The following is a 16,693-nucleotide window of genomic DNA, read 5'->3' as shown; positions in this document are numbered from 1 at the left end:
CGTCTCGGTACGCCGGGGACACGTATCCGCCCTGAAGCGTTAGGGGTTCGTCCACACACTCCAGCTCGGGGCGGCTACATGTCCCCAGCTGCGGGGTCCGGCCACTCCTCGTCGGTACGGTAGAGAGAGAAAGGGCTGTGCCGGCTTCAGCTCCGTCTCACCGCGACGCGAGGGCGCTCGGGATCCAGAGTGGGCGACCACGCCTCAAATAGGAGCCCACTCTGGATCCCGAGTGCCGGAGCAGCGCGACCTCCGACGAGGAGCGGACAGCGAGCTAGCAGGTCCGTTCACCTGTCTTCGGGATCGACACTGGGAAAAGTGTCCCTCGATCAGGCCGAGACGGTCTGGCGGCGGCGCGGGAAACCCACCAGGCGGCGCTTCTGCTCGTCCCAGAGCTTGAGCCGCGCGCAGCGGAAGCTCTCGCGGATCGACAACCGCGGCGCCTTCTGCAGCGCCGGACTGGAGTTGAAGGCCTCGCGCAGGCGGTAGTTCGGAATCTTGCTCGCCAGGTGATGGATGTGGTGGAAGCCGATGTTGCCGGTGAACCAGTGCAGGAAGCGCGGCAGGTCGTAGAACGAGCTCCCCTGGATCGCCGCCGTGTCGGCGTCCCAGGCGTCCTGGCGCTCCCAGTAGGCGTCCTCGAACTGGTGCTGGACGTAGAACAGCCAGATTCCCAAGGCGCCGGCGACGAGCAGGATCGGCAGCTCGACCAGGAGCAGGGTCTTCCAGCCGATCGTCGCGACGAGACCCCAGACCAGGAGGCCGAGCACCAGGTTGTTCCACAGCACGCTCGCCCACTCCTTCTTCCAGGCGAACGGCAGGTCGAACGGGATCCGGTGCTTGAGGACGAACTGGTAGAACGGCCCGACCAGGAAGAGCGCCGGAGCGCTGCGATACAGGCGGTAGCCGAACCGCTTGGCTGGCGAGAGCTTGAGGTACTCCTCCACGGTGAGGGTACGGACGTCGCCGAACTCGCGCCGGTCGAGGTTTCCCGAGGTCGCATGGTGAATGGCGTGGGTCTTCTTCCAGTAGCCGTAAGGGAACAGGGTCACCACGCCGAGCGCCGCCCCGACCATGTGATCGGCCTTGCGCGAAGCGAAGAACGAACCGTGGCCGCAGTCGTGCTGGATGATGAAGAGTCGGATGAACAGGCCCGACATCGGCAGGGCGAGCAGCAGCGTCCAGCCGTAGTTCCAACCCCAGAGCACCGTCTGGGCCATGAACGCCCAGAGCAGGACGAACGGAATCGCGGTGCTCACGAGCTGCCAGGTGGCGCGCCCCCGCAGTGGCCGCGCATAGGTCGCGCAGAGCTTGCGCAGGGAAGTCTCGACAGTCGATTCTTGGCTCAAAGGGGACCACCTCCAGAACTGCCCTGCCAGTATACCAGCCGCACCGCGCAGCCCCGATCCGCGTTCCCGCACCAGACCGGTCACGACTCTGTGTCGCCGCCACTCGCCGCGAGGCTCCAGCCGGACGATCCGCCGCTGGAATGGACAACAGCGAGCGGCAAGGTCCGAATTCCCGCCCGCACCTGGTCGCCCGCAGCGCGACGCGAGGGCCTCGAGGCCGCCCCATGGGGCCTTCGAGGTCGCGGTTCTGAGCGGGCCGGCCGGTGATTGGACGCCCCGCGCCTCTCTCCCATAGAATTCCACTCCTCGCGAGAGCGGGCCGACGTAGCTCAGCGGTAGAGCAACTGATTCGTAATCAGTAGGTCGCCGGTTCAATCCCGGCCGTCGGCTCCATTTTTCTGCTCGTCGCGTGCCTCCCGGAGGATTCCGATGCCGTCGCGTTCGAGCGCCGTCCGTCCGCCTGCGGTCCTCGTCGCGATGCTGCTTCTGGGCGGAATCGCAGCGGTTGCCACCTCGGCCACTTCAGACATGCCCGCGACCAACGCCCCCCTCCCACCTCCCGGGTCTCCCGGTGCCGGAGCAGGAGCCGCGCCGACGCCGCCGCGCGCCGCCATTCGGCCCCACCCCTTCAAGGAGCATGGCCGCGAGCGCATCGACAACTACTACTGGCTGCGCGACGACACCCGCCAGAACCCCGAGGTGCTCGCCTACCTCGCTTCCGAGAACGCCTACACCGAGGCGGTCCTCGCCTCGACCGGGCCGCTCCGGACGAAGCTCTTCCAGGAGCTCGTCGGGCGCCTGAAGGCCGACGACGACACCGTTCCCTACCGCAAGGACGGCTTCTGGTACTACCGGCGGTTCGAGACCGGCCAGGAGTACGACCGCCTCTACCGTCGCAAAGGCACGATGACGGCCCCCGAAGAGCTCCTGCTCGACCTCCCGGCGCTCGCAGCAGGGCACGACTACTTCAGTCTCGGCTCCTGGGACGTCACCCCCGACGGCCGGCTTCTGGCCTGGACCGAGGACACCGTCAGCCGCCGCCAGCACACACTCCACGTGCGCGACGTCTCGACCGGCGAGCGCCTGGCGGAGCAGATCGGCAACTGCTCCGGCGACGTCGTCTGGGCCAACGACAATCGCACCCTGTTCTACATCGAGAAGGACCCGGTCACGCTCCTCGGCTTTCGCGTTCGCCGCCATCGGCTCGGCAGCGACCCGCAGAACGACCCGGTGGTCTGGGAGGAAAAGGACAACTCCTTCTACACCGAGATCGCCAAGTCGAAATCGGGCCGATTCATCGAGATCTTCTCGCAGAGCACGGTCTCGACCGAGGTGAGGCTCCTCGACGCCGATCGGCCGAGCGAACCGTTTCGCCTCTTCCTGCCGCGCGAACGCGGTCACGAGTACTCCGTCGAGGATCTGGGCGACCGCTTCATCGTCCTCACCAACTGGCAGGCGAAGAACTTCCGCCTGATGGTCGCCCCGGGGGCGACGACGGCCGACCGCTCGACCTGGACCGAGCTCGTCGCCCACCGGGACGACATCTTCATCGACGATTTCGAAGCCTTCCCCGGTTTCGTCGCGATCGCCGAGCGCTCGACGGGCCTTCGCCGCCTGCGCATCCAGCCGCTCGACGGCTCGGCCGAGCGCTACGTCGAGTCCGACGAACCCGACGCGACCGCCTGGCTGGACGACAACTCCGAGCAGGCAACGACCAGGCTGCGCTACGGTCTGACCTCGTTGCGCACTCCGGTGTCCACCTTCGAGCTCGATGTCGCTACCGGCGAGCGCGTGCTCCTCAAGCAGAAGGCGGTTCTCGGCGACTTCGATGCCTCGCGGTACGTGACGGCGCGGGTCTTCCTGCCCGCCCGCGACGGCGTCCAGGTGCCGGTCTCGCTCCTCTACCGCAAGGGGTTCGAAGCGGACGGCAAGGCGCCGCTCCTGCTCGAGGCCTACGGCTCCTATGGGTACTCGAGCGATCCCTACTTCGACTCCGACGTCCTGTCGCTGGTCGATCGCGGCTTCGTCTACGCGATCGCCCATGTCCGCGGGGGTCAGGAGATGGGTCGTTCCTGGTACGAGGACGGCAAGCTCCTGCGGAAGAAGAACACCTTCTTCGACTTCATCGACGTCACCGAAGGGCTGGTCGCGCGCCGCTACGCCGCCCGCGACCGGGTCTTCGCGATGGGCGGCAGCGCCGGCGGCCTGTTGATGGGCGCCATCGCGACGCAGCGCCCGGAGCTCTATCGCGGTGTCATCGCCGCGGTGCCGTTCGTGGACGTCATCACGACGATGATGGACGAGTCGATCCCGCTCACCAGCAACGAGTTCGACGAGTGGGGCGATCCCAGGGTCCAGCGGAGCTACGAGTACATGCTGTCGTACTCCCCCTACGACCAGGTGAAGGCGCAGGACTACCCGAACCTCCTCGTCACCACCGGCCTCTGGGACTCCCAGGTCCAGTACTACGAGCCCGCAAAATGGGTGGCGAAGCTACGGGCCCACAAGACGGACACGAACTGGCTGCTCCTCAAGACGAACATGGAAGCCGGCCACGGCGGCAAGTCGGGGCGCTTCGAGCGCTTGCAGGACACGGCCCTCCAATTCGCCTTCATGCTCGAGCTCGCCGGGATCCGGGAGTAGCTGCCATGGGCTCCGGCAGAGCTGCCTCCGCGGTCGCGCAGCTCGCCGGACAACTCGACGAGATCACCCGGATGGTGCGCTTCGAACCGGCACTGCTCGAGCTCCGGGTGGACGCGGTCTCGCACTGGTCGATCGGCCAGCAGGTGGATCATGTCCTGAAGGTCCTCGAAGCCGGCCAGCGCTTCTTCGGAGGATCGCAAGAGCCGCCCGCGCGGTTGTCTTCCGGCATGAACCTCACCGGGCATCTGCTGCTCGCTCTGGGCTGGATCCCGCGCGGCGTCGGCAAGTCGCCCAGGGGCGTCTTGCCGGCCGACCGGACCGTGGACGACCTCGCGGAGCGGGCCGCCCGGCTGCGCAGTTTCTACTGTGACACGCCGCTCCCCGAGGCCGTGCTCGCCGATCCGACACCGGTCTTCCCACACCCCTATTTCGGCGGCCTGACCACGCTCCAGGGCCTGCGCTTCCTGGGCCTTCACACCCGTCACCACCTGAAGATCGTCGCCGACATCCGGCGCGCCGCCTAGGCGCTGACCGCGGCGGGAGGCTGCAGATGCCCGACTCACCCGAAGCTGCAACCGTTCCTTACCGAATGACTCAAACGTCTTCTGCCGGCGGCTGCGCCGCGAAGATCGGTCCGGGCGACCTGCGCACCCTTCTCGGCGAGATCGCGGATCTGGGTGGGCTCGGAGGCCGGGTCGCCTTCGCCGATCCCGAAACACGCGTGCTGGTCGGACCGGAGACCCTCGACGACGCCGGCGTGATGCTCTTCCGCGGCCAGGCCCTCATTGCGACGACCGACTTCATTCCGCCGGTCTGCGACGATCCGCAGCGCTTCGGCCGCATCGCCGCGACCAACGCCATTTCGGACGTCTACGCCATGGGCGGGCGGCCGCTCTTCGCGCTCAATCTCTGCTGCTTTCCGGCCGACGCCCCGCCCGAAGTCCTCGCGGGCATCCTCGCCGGCGGCGCGGCTGCCTGCACCGCGGCAGGCGCCGCGGTCCTGGGCGGCCACTCGATCCGCGACAAGGAGCTCAAGTTCGGACTCGCGGTGGTCGGCTACGGCGACCCGGATCGTCTCTTCACCAACCAGGGCGCCCGCCCCGGCGACCGCCTGATCCTGACCAAACCGCTGGGCAGCGGCGCGCTGGTGAACGCCTTCAAGTTCGAGCGCCTCGACGAGGCCGGCCTCGAGCCCGCACTGGTGGAGATGGAGCGCTCGAACGCCGAAGGCGCGCGCCTGGCGCTCCGGCACGGCGCCAGCGCCGCCACCGACGTCACCGGCTTCGGTCTCGCCGGCCACGCCTGGAACATCGCGCGCAACTCGAAGGTCGTGCTGGAAATCGACTTCTCGGTCCTGCCGTCTCACCCGGGGTTCTTCGACCTCACCGCGGCAGGCATCACCACCGGCGCGACGGGCGCCAATCGCCGCCACCTCGCCCCGCACGTGAAGTGGATGCGCGAGCGCAGCGAAACCGAGCAGGCGCTGGTCTTCGATCCCCAGACCTCGGGCGGCCTCCTGCTCGCCGTTCCGGAAGCGGGCGTCGATCCGATCCTCTCCGCCCTCAGTGCGACCGGCCACCGCGCCGCGGAGATCGGCGAAGTCGTCGCCGGCGATCCGGAGCTCCGCATCCTCTAGCCCAGCCGAAGCCGGTTCCGTCTCTCTTCATTCGACCCTCGCGCTCCAGGCCTCGCTGTCACCCTGCAGGAAACCGTCGTGGAAGATCGGCGTCGCGACGGCGACGTTGGTGCGCTCGACCGCGCCCGATTCGCAGTTGGTCTCGCGAACGACGCCGCGCTGGTCGTCGACGAAGCACAGGGCATCATTGGCGCTGCCGTTCGCGGCGCTTGCCGCTCCCGGCAGATGAGTACGGGTCGGGCCGCCGTTGTCGTCCAGGGCGCCGAGCGCCAAGGCGCCTGCAGTGACATCGTCCTGGTCGCTGCCCTGGGTGAATCCGCAGGTATGCCCGGTCGACTCGACGTTGCCGCCGAGCGAGTTGATTGCCCCCCCGCTCACCGCCGAGCAGGCACCGGCGAAGATGGAGTTCGCGAGGCTCGCGGTCGCGCCGATGACGGTCAGCACCGGATCGGCGTCGCTCGCGAGCACGGTGCAGTGCGTGCAGCTGAACGCCGCCGCGAAGTTGAGCACGATCTCCTGGTTGCCGTTGCCGCTGAAGGTGCTGTTCTCGACCGTCGCCGACCCCTGCGCCACCGACAGACCCACGCCGGCGCTACCGACGACGGTGGTGCGCAGGATCGTCACCACGCTCTGCACCGTCGTGGCAATTCCGGGGCCGGTGCTGCCGAAGCCGTTGTCGCGAAACCCGCAGTCCTCTACCGTATGGGTGCCGGTCGATAGCAGGAGGCCCGAGCTCGCGCTGTTCTGGACCGTGAGATTCCGGATCGCGGTCACGAGGCCCAGGTTCCCGGCAGTCGCGATCGGGGTTTCGCCCAGTCCGGTGCCGTCGATGAACGTCATCGTCGCGCCGGCCCCAACGATCTCGACGTTCTGGACGAGGTCGATGTCGCCCGTCGCGGCATTGTCCTCGAAGCTCCCGGCGAGGTTCACCTGGTACACGCCGGCGGAGAGCCACACCCGGTCGGCGGCGAGGTCGACATTGGCCGCGATCACCGCCTCGCGAATCGAACAGTCGGCGACCAGACAACCGTCGGGCACCGGGTCGTCGTAGCGCGTCACGATGAAATCGAAGGCGACCGCCGGCGTGGCGGCGATCAGCACCCAGGAGGCGAGCATCCAGGCGCGAAGCGGTGAGTTGAAGGCGAGGCTTCCGGGAAATGGATTGGGCATGCAGAAACAGTAAGCGCGCCGCCCGCCGGCGGACACCCACGAAAGTCACGCCCAATTCCCTGACCAACGACCGAGCGCCACGGCGCTGTCCGGGTCTTCCTGGCCGCGGCTTTCCTACTCGAAGCGCGGGGCGTCGATCGGGTCCAGCGCCGCGGAGGTGATCGGACGACTCGGGCCGCGGCGCCGCTACTCGAAGCGCAGCGCTTCGATCGGATCCAGCGCCGCGGAGGTGATCGGACGACTCGGGCCGCGGCGCCGCTACTCGAAGCGCAGGGCGTCGATCGGGTCCAGCGCCGCGGCCCGGCGGGCGGGATAGAAGCCGAAGAAGATGCCGATGAGGGCGGCGAAGCCGAAGGCCATGAGGATCGGACCGGGGCCGAGCTCGACCGGCCAGCCAGCGTAGCGGGCGATGAGCTCCGAGGCTCCGACGCCGAGCAGGATTCCGATCAGCCCACCGACCACGGACAGCACCACCGCCTCGAGCAGGAACTGCGCCAGAACATGGCGCCCCTTGGCGCCGATCGCCATGCGGATGCCGATCTCGCGCGTGCGCTCAGTGACCGAGACCAGCATGATGTTCATGATTCCGATGCCTCCGACCAGCAGCGAGATCGCCGCCACCGAGCCGAGCAGCACCGAGAGCGTCTTCGAGCTCTCGGCGGCGGTCGAGGCCATCTCCTCCTGCGAGCGGATCATGAAGTCGGCGTCCTGGCCGGGACCGATGCGGTGGCGCTGGCGCAGCAGGAGGTCGATCTCGCCCTGCGCGTCGCCCACGCGGTCCGGCGAGATCGCCGCCGCGAGGATCATGCCGACCCGCGAACGCCCTTCCAGCCGCTTCATCACCGTCGTGTAGGGGGCGATGATCGCGTCGTCCTGATCCTGCCCCATCGTCGAGCCGCCCTTCCTCTCGAGGACGCCGACGACGCGGAACGGTACGTTCTTGATGCGCAGGGTCTCGCCCACTGCCTGCCCGTTGGGGAAGAGCGCGTCGGCGACCGTGCGGCCGAGGACCGCGACCTTGGTCGCCCCTCGCACATCCGCGTCGGTGAAGAAGTCGCCCTCGGCGACGTTCCAAGAACGGATGAACGGCCAGTCCACGTCGACCCCCTGGATCTGGGTCGCCCAGTTGAGCTCTCCCGCCACCACCTGCGCCGAGGTCCGCGAGGCGGCCGAGACATAGGCCACCGAAGGGCACTCGGAGCGGATCGCCGCGGCGTCTTCGACCGAGAGGTTCGACGAGCCGGAGAACATCCGTGCCCCCGAGCTCGTCGTTGTGCCGGGGAAGATCATCAGGAAGTTCGTGCCCAGAGCGTCGATCTGCGCCTGGATCGAGCTCGAGGCGCCAGAAGCCACGGCGACCATCGCGATGACGCAGGCGACCCCGATCACGATCCCGAGCATGGTGAGGGCCGAGCGCATCTTGTTCCGCGCGATCGACTGCAGTCCGACCTTGACGATGTTCGCGACCCGCATCCACCCGACATTCATGCGGCACTCTCCTGGCTGCGGACGCCGACCGTGGGGCGCGCGATCCGGCGGTCCTCGACCGGCTGATCGGAGACGATCCGGCCGTCGCGGAACGCCACCACGCGGCCGGCGAACTGCGCGATGTCGTGCTCGTGGGTGATCGCGATCACCGTCCTACCCTGCGCGTTGAGCTCCTGCAGGATCGCCATGATCTCCTCAGAGACCCGCGAGTCTAGGTTGCCGGTCGGCTCGTCGGCGAGCAGGATCGCCGGGTCGGTCACCAGCGCGCGGGCAATGGCGACGCGCTGCTGCTGACCGCCCGAAAGCTGCGACGGCCGGTGGTGCTCCCGGCCCTGGAGTCCGACGCGGGCGAGCACCGCCATCGCCCGCTCACGGCGCTCGCTCGCGGTACTCAGGCGATCGCTGTAGAGCAGCGGCAGCTCGACGTTCTCGACCGCAGTGGTGCGCGCGAGCAGATTGAAGTTCTGGAAGACGAAGCCGATCTTGGCGTTGCGGATCTCGGCGCGCTCGTTCTTGTCGAGACCCGAGGCGTCGATCCCATCGAGAACGTAGCGCCCTGAGGTCGGCCGGTCGAGGCAGCCGACGATATTCATGAGCGTCGACTTGCCGGAACCCGAAGGCCCCATCACCGCCACGAACTCGCCGGGCGCGATCGTCAGGCTGACGCCGTCGAGCGCTCGCACCTCGACTTCGCCCAGAGTGTAGACCTTGACGATGTCGGCGAGCTCGACGAGGGCACTCGGGCGCCGATTCCGGCCGGCCTCGGTCGCCATGGTCAGAAACGCCGCCCGCCCGAGCCGAGCGGGCTCGATCCCGAGGAGGGGTTGGCCTTGCTCGTCGCGAGCCCGACGACGACAGTGTCGCCCGCCGAGATCCCGCCCTCGAGGAGCTCCGAGAACTTGCCGTCGGAGAGCCCCGTGCGCACCTCGACTGGCGAGAGCTTGCCGTCGGCGCCCAGCCTGTAGACGGTCTGCCAGCCCTTTTCCGTCTTCCCGCCGGCGGATCGCTGCCGACCTGCCGCGAGACCGTCCGCCGCGCCGGCGAAGCCGCCGGCGGGCCCAGCCGCGCCGGGCGTCGCGGTGCCACCGGGCCTCGCCCCGGCGCTCCCGGCAGTCGCGCCTCTGGCCGTCCCGCCCTCGACCGATCCGCCGCGAGCTCTGGCAGAAGCCTCTTCGGCCGGCCGGAAGCGCAGCGCGGCGTTTGGGATCCGCAGGACGTCGCGCACCCGGTCGACCTCGACCGAGAGGTCCGCCGTCATCTTGGGGCGGAGCTTCTGCTCCGCGTTTTCGACTCCGACGATCACCGGATACGTCACGACGTTCTGATTGACGGTGGCGTTCAGCCGCACCTGGGTGATGGCGCCGACGAACTCCTCCTCCGGATAGGCGTCGACGGTGAACCGGGCCCCCTGCCCGACCCGGATGCGGCCGATGTCCGACTGGTCGACATCCGCCTGGACCTGCATCTTGGTGAGGTCCTGGGCGATCGTGAACAAGGTCGGCGCCTGGAACGACGCGGCGACCGTCTGGCCGATGTCGTACTGGCGGTCGACCACCACGCCGTCGATGGGCGAGAGGATCCTGGTGTAGCCGAGATTGGTCCGGGCCTGAAGGAGCGCCGCCTCGACCTGGCTGATCTGCGCCTCGAGGGCGTCGAAGTCGGCCTTCGCCAGATCGTAGTCGGCCTGCGCCACCAGCTGCTTGGCGAGCAGCTGCTCCTGGCGCAGCAGCTGGGTGCGGGCGTTGCGCAGCCGGACTTCCGACTGCGCGACGTCGGCGCGGCGCTGTTCGACCGCGGCCTCGAAGGAGGTCGGATCGAGCTCGGCGACCAGCTGTCCCTTGGCTACCGGAGTGTTGAAATCGGCGTAGAGCGCAGCGATGATGCCCGAGACCTGGCTGCCGACCTGGACGGTGGTGACCGCCGAAATCGTTCCCGTTGCCGTCACCGTCATCGCCACGTCGCCGCGATCGACGATCACGCTCTTGTACTTGCCCACCTCGCCGCCGTTCGAACCTCCCCGCAGGAAGTACCAGACGCCGAGCCCGGCGAGAGCAACCGCTACGCCAACCAGCAAGACCCTCTTCATGAAACCCCCGGAATGCCTGTTCTCGCGGCGCGACGCGGCCACGGCCGCCATGGGCCTGCCCCTCGACCGCGCCTCGTCCCCTGGATCACCGAAGCACGCTGCATGCCACCGAGGCCCCCGACGCGCGGGTGCGATGGACGCCTCCACCGCTCATTCTATGGAGGTCGCCACGGCACCGGTATCCGTGAAAACCCCCGGAAGTGCGAATCCTGCGCCAGGATGGCCCGGCGGTGGGATTAGAATGGCGCCGACACCGGGCAGCCGGGCTCGCAGGCGCGGAGGGCGGACGATGAAACGGGTGGTGACGGCGATTCTCGGCGGTGGGCAGGGAGCGCGGCTCGCGCCGCTGACGCGGGATCGCGCCAAGCCGGCGGTCCCGGTGGGCGGCAAGTTCCGCCTGATCGACATTCCGATCTCGAACAGTCTGCACGCCGGCATCGACAAGGTCTACGTCCTCACCCAGTTCAACAGCGAGAGCCTCCACCGGCACATCGCCCAGAGCTACCGCTTCGACGCCTTTCGCGGCGGCTTCGTGAACCTGCTCGCCGCCGAGCAGAACATGACCAACCGCTCCTGGTACCAGGGCACGGCCGACGCCGTGCGCCAGAACCTCACCCGGCTGATCGACGACAACGACCCGACCGAAGTTCTGATCCTCTCGGGCGACCAGCTCTACCTCATGGAGATGCGCGAGTTCGTCCTCGCGCACCGCGCCAACCAGGCCGACCTGACGATCGCCGTCAAGCCGGTGACGCGAGAGGAGGCCAAGGGCTTCGGCATCCTCCGCCTCGACCGCACCGGCCGGGTCGTCGAGTTCGTCGAAAAGCCGACCTCCGAGGAGGCCCTGGACGCCCTGGCACTCGACGAATCCACCCGCGATGCGCTCGGCTTCGAAGCGGCGCCGGGCACCCTTCTCGCCAGCATGGGGATCTACGTCTTCCGGCCCGAGGTGCTGCGCGAGGTGCTGGTCGGGAGCCCTTATACCGACTTCGGCAAGGAGGTCATCCCGGCCTCGCTCGGTCGCATCCGCGTCTTCGCCTTCCCCTATGACGGATACTGGACGGACATCGGGACGATCCCGAGCTTCCATCAGGCGAACCTCGACCTCACCGTTCCGTTGCCGTCACTGAATCTCTACAACCCGAACTACCCGATCTACACCCACGCCCGATTCCTCCCGGGCACCAAGATCAACGGCTGCTCGGTGACCCGCTCGGTGCTCTGCGAAGGGTCGATCATCACCGGTGCCAAGATCTCCGACTCGATCGTCGGCATCCGCGCCATCGTGCAAACAGGCACGACGATCGACCGGTCGATCATCATGGGCGCCAACCGCTTCGAACCGTTGGCCGAGGCGGCCCACCACGCCGTCAAGACGGGTATCGGTCGCGACTGCACGATCCGCAACGCCATCATCGACTTCAACGCCCGCATCGGCGACGGCTGCAAGCTCCTGAACGAGCAGAAGATCGAAGAGGCGGAGACGCCGAACTACTCGATTCGCGGCGGCATCATCGTCGTGCCGAAGAACGCCGAGCTGCCTCCCGGTACGGTCATCTGAACCGCCTCGTGACACCGGCGCCAACGACCGCGAACCCGCGAGGAGAGGAAAGCCTGCCACCCATGCCACTGCGGATCTGCCAGATCGCTGCCGAAGTCACGCCGTTCGCCAAGACCGGAGGCCTCGGCGATGTCGCGGCCGGACTGTCGCGCGCCCTCGGCAGAGAGGGCCACGACGTCCGGGTCTTCCTGCCGTTCTACGCCCGCGTCGCGAAGCTCGACTTTCCGTTCGTCGCGGTCGATTTCCTGCGCGACGTCGAGATCCACCTGGGACCGCGCAAGTTCACCTACTCCGTCTTCACCACCCGTCTGCCCGCGAGCGAAGTCGACGCCTACTTCGTCCACTGTCCGGCGCTCTACCACCACGACTCGATCTACAGCGGCGAATGGGACGAGTACCTGCGCTACGCCCTGCTGACGCGCGTCGCGCTCGAGAGCTGCCAGCGCATGGGCTGGTCCCCGGACATCGTTCACGTCCACGACTGGCACACGGCGTTGGCACCGATCTACCTGCGCACGATCTACGCCTGGGATCGCCTGTTCGCGAAGACGCGCACCGTGCTCACCCTGCACAACCTCGGCTATCAGGGGGTCTTCTCCTCCCAGGTGCTCGACGAGCTCGGGCTCGCCGGCCACGCCGAGATGCTCTACAACGAGGATCTCACCGCCGGCAGGGTGAGTTTCTTGAAGACCGGGCTGCTCTACGCCGACGCCCTCACCACGGTGAGCCGCACCTATGCCAGGGAGATCCAGACGCCGGAGCACGGCTTCGGCCTCGATCCGCTGCTGCGCGCTCGCGCCGACCATCTGGTCGGCATCGTCAACGGTGTCGACTACGGTGAGTGGAGCCCGGAGGCCGACCCGTACATCCCGTACAAGTACTCGGCCGAGCGTCTCGAGGGCAAAGAGTCGACCAAGCGCGCCCTGCTCGAGAAGATCGGGATGCCCTTCCCGCGCCAGGCGCCGGTTCTCGGCCTGGTGTCGCGTCTGACCTCGCAGAAGGGACTCGATCTGCTGTTCGACACCCTGCCGGAGTTCCTCTACCACCGCGACCTGCGCTTCCTCGCGCTGGGCAGCGGCGAAGAGCGCTATGAGTCGTTTCTCTCCTGGCTCCAGGTCACCTTTCCGGGCAAGGTCTGGTACTTCCGCGGCTACAGCGAAGAGCTCGCGCACTGGATCGAGGCCGGCGCCGACATCTTTCTCATGCCGTCGCGCTACGAGCCTTGCGGTCTCAACCAGATGTACAGCCTGCGCTACGGCACGCCGCCGATCGTGCGCCGCACCGGCGGGCTCGCCGACACCGTCGAGCCATGGAATCCGGTGACACGCACGGGCACCGGATTCTCGTTCGACCATTTCACGCCCGAAGGGCTGCGCTGGGCGCTCGACTTCGCGCTCACCGCGTATCGCGACGTTCCGGCGTGGAAGCAGCTCATGCTGAACGGCATGGCGAAGGACTTCTCCTGGGCCCGGCAGGTGAAGCCTTACGAAGAGCTCTACCGCCGGCTCCTTGCAGGCTGAGGAGCCGAGCCTGAAGCGCGGCCCACTCCTGCCCGTCCTGCCGTCGAGCCCAGGACTTGCGATCCGGCACTCGCGCAGTCTCAAGTGGCGGGCGGCGGTGCTCGTCGCGGTCCACCTGGCGATCGCCCTTCACATCGCCCACTGGCTCGTCGCCGGCACCACCGTGACTCCGGTCGAGCCCTCCGAAGCGATGGCGTTCTCCAAGGCCGGCATCATCAACGCCGGTTTCCTCTTCTTCGCCGGCGCGATCCTCCTCACCGCCCTCTTCGGGCGCTGGTTCTGCGGCTGGGCCTGTCATCTCGTCGCTCTCCAGGACCTCTCGCGCTGGCTGCTCGAGAAGGCCGGACTCCGTCCGCGGCCGCTGCGCTCACGGCTGCTGGGCTTCGTGCCCTACCTCGCCTTCGTCTACATGTTCCTCTGGCCGGCGGCCTACCGCCTCTGGCTCGGCGACAGCCTCGGAGTGCAGGGCTCGGAGCTCACCACCGGCGCCTTCTGGGAGACCTTCCCGGGCTGGGTCGTCGGGATCCTCACCCTTCTCGTCTGCGGCTTCGCCACGATCTACTTCCTCGGCGCCAAGGGCTTCTGCACCTATGCCTGCCCTTACGGCGCCGCCTTCGCCGTCGCCGACAGGATCGCGCCGCTGCGCGTCCGGGTGAACGAAGACTGCGAGGGCTCCGGGCACTGCACGGCGGTCTGCACGTCGAATGTCCGCGTTCACGAAGAGGTTGCGAAGTTCGGCATGGTCGTCGACAGCGGCTGCATGAAGTGCGGCGATTGCGTGAGCGTCTGTCCCAACGACGCCCTCAGCTTCGGCTTCGGAAAGGTCTCGCTCTTCGCCCAGCCCATCCCTGCCTACGCCCTCGCCGCTCCCGGCCCCGACCTCGCGAAGCGCGCCTACCCCCTCACCCTGCGCGAGGAGCTCGTCCTCGGAGTCGCCTACGTGGTCGCTTTCGCGACCTTCCGCGGACTGTACGGCCAGATTCCATTCCTGATGTCGCTGGGGCTCGCCGGGGTGCTCGCCTTTCTCGCCCTGCTGGCGATGCGGCTCGTGGCCCGCCGCAACCTCGCCTTCCGGCACCGCGCCCTGAAGCGCGACGGCCGCCTGCTGCCCGGGGGCCGGTGGGCCGCGGCCGGCCTGATTCTGTTGGGGCTGTTCTGGATTCACAGCGGCTGGCTGAAGGCGGAGGCGGTGCAAGGTCGCCGGGCACTTCAGAAAACCGCGCGCCTGCAGCAGCAGATGCTCCAGATCGCTGCCGAACCCGCCTCGCCGAACGCCGGGGAGCGCGCCGCCGCTGCCGCTGCCGCCCGACACCTGGAACGACTCGAGCGCTGGGGACTCTTCTCCTGGCTGGGCCTCGACAGCAGTCGGGCCTGGACCGCCTGGATCAGCGGCGATTTCCCCGGCTTTCGCGCCGCGAGCTCGCGCGCCATCGCCCGCCACGATGCGGCCTACGAGATGCTGCTGCTCACGGCGAAGGACGCCGCGGGGCGGGGCGATCTCGCCGGGCTGACACTCGCCGGAGAGCGCGCCGTGGCGCTCGATCCACGACGTTACGAAGCCTACGCGGGTGCCGGCATCCTCCTGGCGAGAAGCGGCGCCCCGCCGGCCCTGCCCGCCGCAGCGAGCTTCTTCGAGCGTGGATTGGTTCACCACCCCTCGGCGGTGGAGCTCGCCTATAATTGGGGGATTATTCACGCCATGCAAGGAGAACCCGAGCGCGCCATCGAGCGCTTTCGCCAGGTGCTCTCTTTCGAGCCCGGGCATCGCGAAGCGCGCGAGAACCTCGCCGGAATGCTGGCTGCAACCGGGCGGCTCGAGGAGGCTGCGGCGCTCTACCGCGAGGCGATCGCCGCGTCTCCCCGGGACGCCGGACTGCACATCCTCCTGGCGCAAACCTGGATCGCAATGGGCAGAGACGAGGCGGCCCGGACAGAGCTCGCAGCCGCCCTTGAGATAGAACCCGGCCACCCGCAGGCGAGCGCCCTCGTCGCGGCGATGGTCAGCGAGAACCGAACCCATTGACCGAGGATCTCCAGATGCCATCGACCGCTTGCAGCCGCAGCCGCGCCGTCATTCACCTCGCCGCCCAGGTCCTGCTGCTCACCATCGTCCTGTTCTCGCCCGGCGCCCTCCGCGCGCAGGAGGCGAGTCCGGAAGCGACCAATCCCGACGTGACGGTGTTCGACTTCACCGACCTCGGCAGCTACGGCAGCGCTGACGGCTATGCCTCCTACGCGGTGGGTACCCGCTCGTGCAACCGCGGCTCGACACCGCTCAACTGGTGCGACCAGAACAACAACGGGTGCGCGGCCGGCGCCACGCCGACCGATCACCCCGTGATCGCACAGAACCTCTACCGATTGAAGAGTGGACGCTTCGAACAGGTCGGCATGAGCTGGCTGAAGCACGGTTTCGTGTCGACCAACTCGACGACCCCCGGCTGCACGGGCGCCGGTGGGCAAACCTGCACTCAGCCGCCCGAGGGAGGCGACCAGCTCGGAGTCGGCTGCACCGATCCCTATCAAGCCTCACTCAACTCCAGCCGACCACTGGGGAGGCGATCTGAAGTCGATGCTTCGACGGGTGAGTTTCCCCTGCCCAACTCGCCCGGCGGCCCCTACACGGTCTACGACCAGCGGATCAGAGTCGCGACGTCCGACATGGACGCCGCTCAAAATCCGGGTGCCCTCTACTTCGCCGAGGCTCAGTACGTCGCCCCCGACGACGCCATCGCCGGGAACGGACTGAACAACGCCTCCTATCAGCGCGTCACCGTCGGCGGCCCGCCGGGCTACAGCATCGGCGAAACGGGCAGCTTCTTCGAGGGTTCCTCGGCGATCGAGGCCTGGCCCGCCCAGGATGTCCTGGTCGAGCGCGTCAACGCCGACGTTCCCGGGAGCGTCCCCCTCCAGCGCTTCCAGGTGGCGCGGAAGGTCACCAACCCGTCGCCCGGCCTCTGGCACTACGAGTATGCGATCCGCAACCACAACTCGGACCGTGCAGCCCAGGAGTTCGCGATCGACTTCCCCGACGGCACATCGATCACCAACGCCGGTTTCAGCGATATCGACAGCCACTCGGGCGAGCCGTACTCACCCACCGACTGGACGATCGCCGTCGATGCTCCGACCTCGGTCGTCTCCTGGACCACCGAGACTTTCGCCACGAATCCGAACGCCAACGCCCTGCGCTGGGCGACGATGTACAACTTCTGGTTCGACGCCGACTCGGAGCTCCCG

12 protein-coding genes and 1 tRNA gene are annotated in these 16,693 nt (G+C 68.1%); 8 read left to right on the top strand and 5 right to left on the bottom strand.

Annotated elements, in window-relative coordinates; all coding sequences use genetic code 11:
- Window positions 1-329: 329 nt before the first annotated feature.
- Window positions 330-1,349 carry a fatty acid desaturase gene (locus KBI44_08060; protein MBP9144421.1) on the bottom strand — a complete coding sequence of 340 codons (1,020 nt, stop codon included), beginning with the start codon at window positions 1,347-1,349 and terminating at the stop codon, window positions 330-332.
- A 318-nt stretch (window positions 1,350-1,667) separates the two neighbouring features.
- Between KBI44_08060 and KBI44_08055 the strand changes: the two genes are divergently transcribed.
- The 4 genes from KBI44_08055 to selD all read left to right on the top strand — a co-directional run bounded on the left by KBI44_08055 (window position 1,668) and on the right by selD (window position 5,628).
- A tRNA-Thr gene (locus KBI44_08055) sits at window positions 1,668-1,742 on the top strand.
- 135 nt (window positions 1,743-1,877) lie between these two features.
- Window positions 1,878-3,992 carry a S9 family peptidase gene (locus KBI44_08050; protein MBP9144420.1) on the top strand — a complete coding sequence of 705 codons (2,115 nt, stop codon included), beginning with the start codon at window positions 1,878-1,880 and terminating at the stop codon, window positions 3,990-3,992.
- A gap of 5 nt (window positions 3,993-3,997) precedes the next feature.
- Complete coding sequence (locus KBI44_08045; protein ID MBP9144419.1) at window positions 3,998-4,516, top strand: DinB family protein; 519 nt, start codon at window positions 3,998-4,000, stop codon at window positions 4,514-4,516.
- 65 nt (window positions 4,517-4,581) lie between these two features.
- Window positions 4,582-5,628, top strand: a complete 1,047-nt coding sequence (selD, locus tag KBI44_08040) for a selenide, water dikinase SelD (GenBank protein ID MBP9144418.1) — start codon at window positions 4,582-4,584, stop codon at window positions 5,626-5,628.
- A 27-nt stretch (window positions 5,629-5,655) separates the two neighbouring features.
- On the opposite strand, the gene KBI44_08035 is transcribed toward selD, so the two are convergent.
- The 4 genes from KBI44_08035 to KBI44_08020 form a co-directional block, all read right to left on the bottom strand.
- Window positions 5,656-6,798: a right-handed parallel beta-helix repeat-containing protein gene (locus KBI44_08035; protein MBP9144417.1), complete on the bottom strand. Its 1,143-nt coding sequence runs from the start codon at window positions 6,796-6,798 to the stop codon at window positions 5,656-5,658.
- Between the two features lie 258 nt (window positions 6,799-7,056).
- Window positions 7,057-8,271 carry an ABC transporter permease gene (locus KBI44_08030; protein MBP9144416.1) on the bottom strand — a complete coding sequence of 405 codons (1,215 nt, stop codon included), beginning with the start codon at window positions 8,269-8,271 and terminating at the stop codon, window positions 7,057-7,059.
- Window positions 8,272-8,282: 11 nt separating this feature from the next.
- The gene (locus KBI44_08025; protein ID MBP9144415.1) at window positions 8,283-9,059 is read right to left on the bottom strand and encodes an ABC transporter ATP-binding protein; all 777 of its coding nucleotides are present in this window, start codon (window positions 9,057-9,059) and stop codon (window positions 8,283-8,285) included.
- Window positions 9,060-9,061: 2 nt separating this feature from the next.
- Window positions 9,062-10,360: an efflux RND transporter periplasmic adaptor subunit gene (locus KBI44_08020; protein ID MBP9144414.1), complete on the bottom strand. Its 1,299-nt coding sequence runs from the start codon at window positions 10,358-10,360 to the stop codon at window positions 9,062-9,064.
- A gap of 301 nt (window positions 10,361-10,661) precedes the next feature.
- On the opposite strand from KBI44_08020, the gene KBI44_08015 reads away from it, so the two are divergent.
- From KBI44_08015 to KBI44_08000, 4 genes are all read left to right on the top strand, one after another.
- The gene (locus KBI44_08015; GenBank protein MBP9144413.1) at window positions 10,662-11,933 is read left to right on the top strand and encodes a glucose-1-phosphate adenylyltransferase; all 1,272 of its coding nucleotides are present in this window, start codon (window positions 10,662-10,664) and stop codon (window positions 11,931-11,933) included.
- Between the two features lie 62 nt (window positions 11,934-11,995).
- On the top strand, window positions 11,996-13,453 hold the full coding sequence (locus KBI44_08010; GenBank protein ID MBP9144412.1) for a glycogen synthase: 1,458 nt from the start codon (window positions 11,996-11,998) through the stop codon (window positions 13,451-13,453).
- Entirely contained in the window at window positions 13,443-15,476 is a 2,034-nt protein-coding gene (locus KBI44_08005; GenBank protein ID MBP9144411.1) for a tetratricopeptide repeat protein, read from the top strand. Before KBI44_08010 ends, KBI44_08005 begins: the two co-directional genes overlap by 11 nt.
- Window positions 15,477-15,490: 14 nt before the next feature.
- Window positions 15,491-16,693 (top strand): hypothetical protein (locus KBI44_08000; protein ID MBP9144410.1); only part of this gene is annotated, 1,203 nt, incomplete at its 3' end.

This window comes from Thermoanaerobaculia bacterium, assembly GCA_018057705.1.
In the GTDB taxonomy this organism is placed as follows: Bacteria; Acidobacteriota; Thermoanaerobaculia; order Multivoradales; family JAGPDF01; genus JAGPDF01.
This window is presented reverse-complemented; position numbering and strand designations above follow the sequence as displayed.